This is a genomic window from Leucobacter sp. 1207-22, assembly GCF_052850455.1.
The window spans coordinates 529,007-535,354 of sequence record NZ_VXCR01000003.1 but is presented as its reverse complement, the minus strand read 5'-3'; the positions used below and the strand labels follow the sequence as shown (position 1 = coordinate 535,354).

General features: G+C 60.2%; 6 protein-coding genes. 4 read left to right on the top strand and 2 right to left on the bottom strand.

All coding sequences use genetic code 11. The annotated features are described in order from the left end of the window. Positions 1-2,341 (bottom strand): choice-of-anchor G family protein (locus tag FW756_RS08180; RefSeq protein WP_446429653.1); only part of this gene is annotated, 2,341 nt, incomplete at its 3' end. 152 nt (positions 2,342-2,493) lie between these two features. Here FW756_RS08180 and FW756_RS08175 point away from each other — a divergent pair. From FW756_RS08175 to FW756_RS08165, 3 genes are read left to right on the top strand one after another with little or no spacing between them, the layout of a single operon-like run. Continuing rightward, entirely contained in the window at positions 2,494-3,975 is a 1,482-nt protein-coding gene (locus FW756_RS08175; RefSeq protein WP_446429652.1) for a phytoene desaturase family protein, read from the top strand. A 10-nt stretch (positions 3,976-3,985) separates the two neighbouring features. After that, on the top strand, positions 3,986-5,056 hold the full coding sequence (locus FW756_RS08170; RefSeq protein WP_446429651.1) for an AI-2E family transporter: 1,071 nt from the start codon (positions 3,986-3,988) through the stop codon (positions 5,054-5,056). After that, positions 5,053-5,505: an aminoacyl-tRNA deacylase gene (locus FW756_RS08165; protein WP_446429650.1), complete on the top strand. Its 453-nt coding sequence runs from the start codon at positions 5,053-5,055 to the stop codon at positions 5,503-5,505. Before FW756_RS08170 ends, FW756_RS08165 begins: the two co-directional genes overlap by 4 nt. Positions 5,506-5,526: 21 nt before the next feature. Here FW756_RS08165 and FW756_RS08160 read toward each other — a convergent pair whose 3' ends face one another. Then, entirely contained in the window at positions 5,527-5,976 is a 450-nt protein-coding gene (locus FW756_RS08160) for a MarR family winged helix-turn-helix transcriptional regulator (protein WP_446429649.1), read from the bottom strand. A gap of 52 nt (positions 5,977-6,028) precedes the next feature. Here FW756_RS08160 and FW756_RS08155 point away from each other — a divergent pair, with 52 nt between their 5' ends. Continuing rightward, positions 6,029-6,301 carry a hypothetical protein gene (locus FW756_RS08155; RefSeq protein WP_446429648.1) on the top strand — a complete coding sequence of 91 codons (273 nt, stop codon included), beginning with the start codon at positions 6,029-6,031 and terminating at the stop codon, positions 6,299-6,301. Positions 6,302-6,348: the final 47 nt, after the last annotated feature.

The window sequence follows — 6,348 nt, the reverse complement described above, 5'->3', positions numbered from 1 at the left end:
AGTTCGCATCAGCATTCGCGTTTGCATCAACCGTGGCATCGGCGTCAACAGCAGCACCTGCATCAGCCGCGGCGTCCGTTTCAGCGTTCGCTGCCGAAGCAGCGTTGGCGTTAGCCGCCGCATCTACTGATGCGCCTGCTGATGAGTCAGCGTTTGCACTTGCTTCCGATGCTGCTGAAGCATTCGCATTTGCCGCAGCCGAAGCTGCAGCATTCGCATCCGAGTCAGCGGTCGAATGTGCAGCTGCCTGAGACGATGCCGCAGCATTCGCGTGGGCACCAGCGTTGCTGTTTGCCGAAGCATCTGCAGCCGCGTTCGCGTCAGCAGTGCTTGCAGCAGCCGACTCCGCTGCTGCATTCGCAGTCACGTCTGCGGCTGCATTTGCAGCGGCCTGGGACGTGGTCGATGCGTTGGCCTGCGCAGCTACCTGGGCGGCTGCCTGGGCGGCCGGGTTCGCATCGGCATCAGCACTAGCCGATGCGGCAGCGGATGCTGAAGCGTTCGCACCGGCATCTGCCTTTGCAGCCGCTTCAGCATCTACCTGCGCGTCGGCATCAACTGAGGTGGCGGCGTCAGCAGAAGTAGCAGCGTCAGCATCAACCGAAGCCGCGGCGTCAGCAGAAGTAGCAGCATCGGCGTCTACCGAGGCAGCAGCGTCAGCAGAGGTCGATGCATCAGCATCAACCGAAGCATCAGCTGCAGCGTTGGTCGTTGCGTTTGCCTCTGCGCCTGCACCCGTATCGTCCTGCGCAGCAGCACGTACGGTCGAGGTCGCAAGATCAAGTCGCACAAGTCCGCTATCGGAAACACCCGGAAGGACACCGAGCGACAGCGCACTCACCGAGAAGCTGTCCGCGCCAAGCACACCAGGTGTGCGCTGCTTGTTGATCTCAAGCGATACCACCTGCTCGAGCAACGGCTCGAGCGCGCTCACGAGCGGAGACACCACGGTCTTGCTCAGCGGATCCACAATCGTTGCGAGTCCAGTATCGACCGCGCCAAGTACGACAGTGTCAATGACCGGACCGGCGAGTGAAGACACCAGGCCAAGGATCTCCCCGACAAGCGGGCTCAGCAGATCCAGCAGGCCAAGCGCACCGCTCAGCTCTACCTTCGGCTTGCCGCCGCTCACGCCGGTGAAGTCACCAAGCGTGCCCTTGATATGAATATCCGCCTTGGTGATGCCAACGAGGGCCTTCACAGCAAGGTGAATATCAAGTTCAAGAGCATTGATCGTGTCACGCAGGATCGTCGAGAGCTTGGTCGTCACACCGGTCAGAGCTTCAGTCACACCTGAGGTGACGGCAGCAATGAATTCATCAGTAATGACCGAGGTGTTCGGATCAAGACTGTTGAGGTCTCCTGCGCCTGACTCGATGAGGAGCTTGGCAACATCGAGCACGATCTCGCCGTTCGCCAGGTCGATAGCAATCGACCCTTCCTTGTTAGCGATCGGCTCCTTGATCAGCTCACGGGTCACGGTCTCGCCGACAGTGTCAAGACCGTTCAGCGCGATCGTTGCGTTGTCAACCCGAAGGACGACACCGCCAAGACCCACGCCGTTCACAAGCTTCTTCACTGCGTCAAGCGTGCCGCCAAGTACACCGTCGGTCTTCGTGAGCTGGCCGAGCGTACTCGTTGCGCCCTCCACGACAGGAACGAGCAGGCTGCTGATGTTTTCAACTGCCTTACTGTGTACGCGGATCTTCAGGTCGGTCAGGCCGTATTCTGATGCAACAACGTTCTTGTCAGACGTCGCGCTTGATGCAAGTGCACCGATCTCGATACGAGCCTGATCAATGATCTGGTCTGTCAGCGCGTCGATCTGCAGCTGGCCCAGCAGATCGGTGAGGTCAACGTATGCAGGATCGATGCTGCCATCGTTTCCCGTGCCGTCGAGCTCGATTGAACCGTTGTCGCTGACGGTGCCAGTTGCGGCCTTCGCAAAGGTGTTGCTTGGGCTCGAAGCGTAGCTGCTTGCCGCGCCAAGCTCACCGAGGTAGAGCAGGCCGCGAGCATCAGGTGCGCTCTTGATGACTGGCAGATCGATCGATCCGAGGTTCAGACCAAGCAACTTCTCGAGCACATCGAGATCAACCTTGCTGGTGTCGGCTGGCAGCTCTGAGCCCGAAAAGCTCTGCGCTGCACGTGCGATGCCTGCGAGGTCAATCGTCGCAAGATCTGCGTTGATGAGCTGCGAATGTGCGGCAGAGATTCCCTTTGGATCGAAAGCCCCCCGCTGTGATTCAGCCGCGAACGCGGCTTGGGACGAAAACATGAGGGGTGCGATCAGCACGGCAGCCGCTGTGCCAGCAGCAACGCCACGCTTACCTCTCCCCATCACTTTCTTTTTCTTTGTGCTTTCCAAGATTCCCCTTTCAGAAATTACACAAATCCCCATTTTACAAGTTTTGAACTTGCAATGCATAAATTGACAATTGTAAAATAAGCCGCCTGCGTGGCCTCATGCATCGATCTAGCTAAGCTTGATTCATGTCTTCTACATCCGCTGCCGTTGTAGGCGCGGGCCCCAACGGCTTAGCCGCTGCCGTCACACTCGCGCGCGCTGGCGTCACCGTGACGGTCTTCGAAGCGGCTGAAACCATTGGCGGCGGCACACGTACGTTCGAGATCGTCGAACCTGGCGTGCTCCACGACATGTGCTCCGCGATCCACCCAACCGCTGTCGCCACGGGATTCTTCAAAGCTTTCGAGCTCGAGAAGCGCATGGAATTTGTCACGCCACAGGCGTCATACGCGAACCCGCTCGACGCCTCGGGTGGCAGCCCCGATAATCGCGCCGCAATCGCATACCGTGACCTTTCGCAAACCGCAGACGAGCTTGGCCGCGATGGCAAGCGGTACTCAGATTTTTACGCACCACTCCTCCGCCGCCTTGACGGCGCAATCGACTTCGCATTTGGCGGCAGCATGCTGCGGCTGCCGCACGATCTCCTGGCAGCCGCTATGACAGGCCTGCGTACATTCGAACAAGGCACGCCCCTATGGAACCAGCGCTTCACCGAGACCGCCGCACCGGCACTCATCTCTGGCGTTGCCGCGCACAGCATCGGCAAGATGCCGAACCTGGCGACCTCAGCGGTTGGCGTGATGCTCGGCGTGCTCGGCCACGCGAGCGGCTGGCCGGTACCGGTCGGCGGATCACGCTCAATCACCGACGCACTCGCGGCTGATCTGATTGCCCACGGTGGCACGATCCGCACCAACCACGCAGTTTCAGACATCGGCGAGCTCGACGGCTTCGACACCGTGTTCTTCGACACGTCTGCGCGCGGCCTCGCGACAATTGCGGAACGTCGGCTGCCCGCTCGATACGTACGCGCCCTCAAGCGTTTCAAGTTCGGTGACGCAGCAACGAAAGTTGACCTGGTGCTCGATGGCCCGATTCCGTGGGCCGATGAGCGAGTAGCACTCGCACCAACGGTGCACCTCGGCGGATCACGCGCGGAGGCAGCCCGGGCTGAACTCGCGGTTTCCCGCGGCCAACATCCAGATCGCCCATATGTGCTGCTCGCGCAACCGACTGCGTTTGATCCGCGCCGGAATCCCGCCAACGCCAATGCCGTGTGGAGCTACACGCATGTTCCAGCGCACTCAGACGTTGACATGTCCGAGCGAGTCATTGCGCAGATCGAACGATACGCGCCGGGCGTTCGTGACCGCATTCGATCGGTGCACGTCACGACAGCGGCGGATCTCGCAGGCTACAACCGCAACTACGTTGGCGGCGATTTCAGCGCTGGTGCGGTGTCGCTGAAACAGCTTCTTGCTCGGCCCACATTGTCAGCGGCGCCGTGGAAGACCCCAGCGAAGGGCGTGTACCTCTGCTCGTCAGCAACCCCACCAGGCCCGGGCGTTCACGGACTCTCTGGCTGGTACGCCGCGCTGCGCTCACTCCGCGACGACTATGGCTTGCCAGCACCGCATCTCGGGGTCTCAGCACCTCGCCCCTAAACTCCCCTGTATGACAGAGAATCCCGGTACCGGATACGGCAAGCTCCGCAAACTAGGCATGGGCAGCTGGTCAGCTATCGGCGTTATTCTCTTGGTGCTCATCATCGCAGCGGGTCTCAGCGCGCTCAGCACGATCGTGGTGCCGCTCGTGATCGCGGTCATTCTCGGCACTGTCCTCGAACCAATCGTTACTTGGCTGACGAAGTACCGCATTCCACGCACGCTCGCTGCGACGCTAGTGCTTCTGCTTGCATGCCTGATCACCACTGCTCTGACGATCATTCTCGTACGCGGGTTTGTGCAGCAGATTCCTGAGATCTCGCACCAACTCGCGCGCGGTTGGACTCAGTTCGCGAGTTGGATGCAGTCCCTTGATCTTGATTCAAGCTGGCTCGAACAGCTCCGCACCGCTGGCGACGACCTGATCGGCAAGCTCAGCGGTGGCGCACTCGGCTTCGTAACGAGCGCGGTCTATGGCACGATCTCGCTTGCACTTGGCGTATTCTTTGCCATCTATTTCTTGTTCTTTGTGCTCCGTGACGGCCGCATGTTCCCGGTGTGGGTTGCGCGGATGACCGGCCAGGACCAGAAGCTGTTCACCGAGATTGACACTCAGGTACAGCAGTCCTTACGCGGCTACTTCAGTGGCACCGCGGTTACTGCCCTTATCACTGGGCCGATTTTCGTCATTCCGCTACTCATCCTCGGCATCCCACTCGTGATCCCGATGATCATCTTGTACTTCGTGCTGTCCTTCATCCCATTCCTCGGCGCATGGCTCACCGGAGTTTTCGCGATCCTGATTGCGTTTGGCTACGGCGGACCGTCAGCTGCACTCATTGTCGGACTCGGGCTGCTCATCTCAAACGGGCCTATCCAGAACGTTGTCAGCGCTTGGGCGCTTGGGTCATCACTGAAGATCCACCCGGTGACCGTCCTCGTTGCGACGATGGCCGGCGGCTTCATTGCTGGCGCGCTCGGCATGGTGCTTGGTCCGCCGGTCATGTCAGCTCTTCAGCGGTCTTACAACGTGGTGCGTGACCATAAAAAGAGTCACCACTCAGCACTGGAGGAAGAATGACGATCCGCGCCAAGCAAGATGCCGACGCACGTGGACTCGCTGTCGAGTTCATCACGCGGGACACCTCCGGGCGACCGACACTCGCAGATTTTGACGGCACCCCTGTCGCAAAGAGTGTAGTCGTCAAGCAGGGCGACAGCTTCGCATTCGTCATCGCGCCGCTCGAGTCACGGTTCAGCTGGCCACGCCTGCGCAAGCACCTCGGCGTGAATCGCATTTCGCTTCCCGAAGCCGAGGTGGCTTTCGAAGCAACAGGCTACCGCCCCGGAACCATCAGCCCCCTCGGCGCCACCCACGCCTGGCCGGTCTACATCGATACGCGACTCGCTGGCACCCAAATCATGCTTGGTGCAGGCCAGCCCCAGACGGCTGCACGAGTGGACGTCGACGAGTTTGCGGCAGCCTATGCTGCCGAATTTGTCGATTTGTCTGATCCGATCACTGAGTAAGCGGATCCCATCACCAAATAATTAGTCGGTCTTGCGGTGAACTGACTCAATTACCGCGCTCAACTCGTCACGCAAAGCCATGAGCCTATCGACGGAAACACCGAGCCGGTCGACAACCGCCGGTGGCACGTTGAGTGCCTTTTTGCGCAGCTCCATGCCCGCGGCAGTAGGCACCAGTGCAAATGTGCGCTCGTCACCCTCGACGGGCACACGCTCAATGAGCGCCGACTGTTCGAGCCGTTTCACGAGCGGGGAGAGCGTCGCAGGGTCAAGGTGCAGCATCTCTGCCACCTCGCGGAACCTGAGTGGGGCGTCCCCCCACAGCGCAAGCATGACCAGATACTGCGGATGCGTCAATCCGAGCGGCTCAAGAATCGGGCGATACACGCCAATCACGCTCCTGCTTGCGACTGAGAGCGCAAAGCAGACCTGACGGTCGAGTTCGAGTGCATCATCTGGGCTGAGTTCCACACTCCCAGCTTACCCTCGTTTGTGCACAAACAAATGTGTTACGATTTCATTTGTGCGCGAACGAAAAAGACGACTATGGCATGAATCACCGTGGGATGGCGATCCCGGCCTCGGAGCATTCCTCCGCAGGTTGATCTACCAGTTCTCGGGACCATCGCAGCTCGGCAAACGTGGCGAGCCGGCGTATGTGCGCCCGGCAAATCCAGCTTGCCCGATCTGCAAGTCACCCATGGACGAGCACCACTTCGACCGCGGTGGCCCCGGCAAGCCAACCCACTTCCGCTGCCCGCCCCCGCGCGAGAATAACGAGACCTCGGAAGCTTAGGCGGCACCTCGCGCAGGCATTCCACGAGCCTGCGTACGACGAACCCC

Bases quoted from the DNA above. Each gene is read 5' to 3' on its own strand.
- FW756_RS08175 (WP_446429652.1), top strand. From the start codon at position 2,494: ATGTCTTCTACATCCGCTGCCGTTGTAGGCGCGGGCCCCAACGGCTTA.
- FW756_RS08170 (WP_446429651.1), top strand. From the start codon at position 3,986: ATGACAGAGAATCCCGGTACCGGATACGGCAAGCTCCGCAAACTAGGC.
- FW756_RS08165 (WP_446429650.1), top strand. From the start codon at position 5,053: ATGACGATCCGCGCCAAGCAAGATGCCGACGCACGTGGACTCGCTGTC.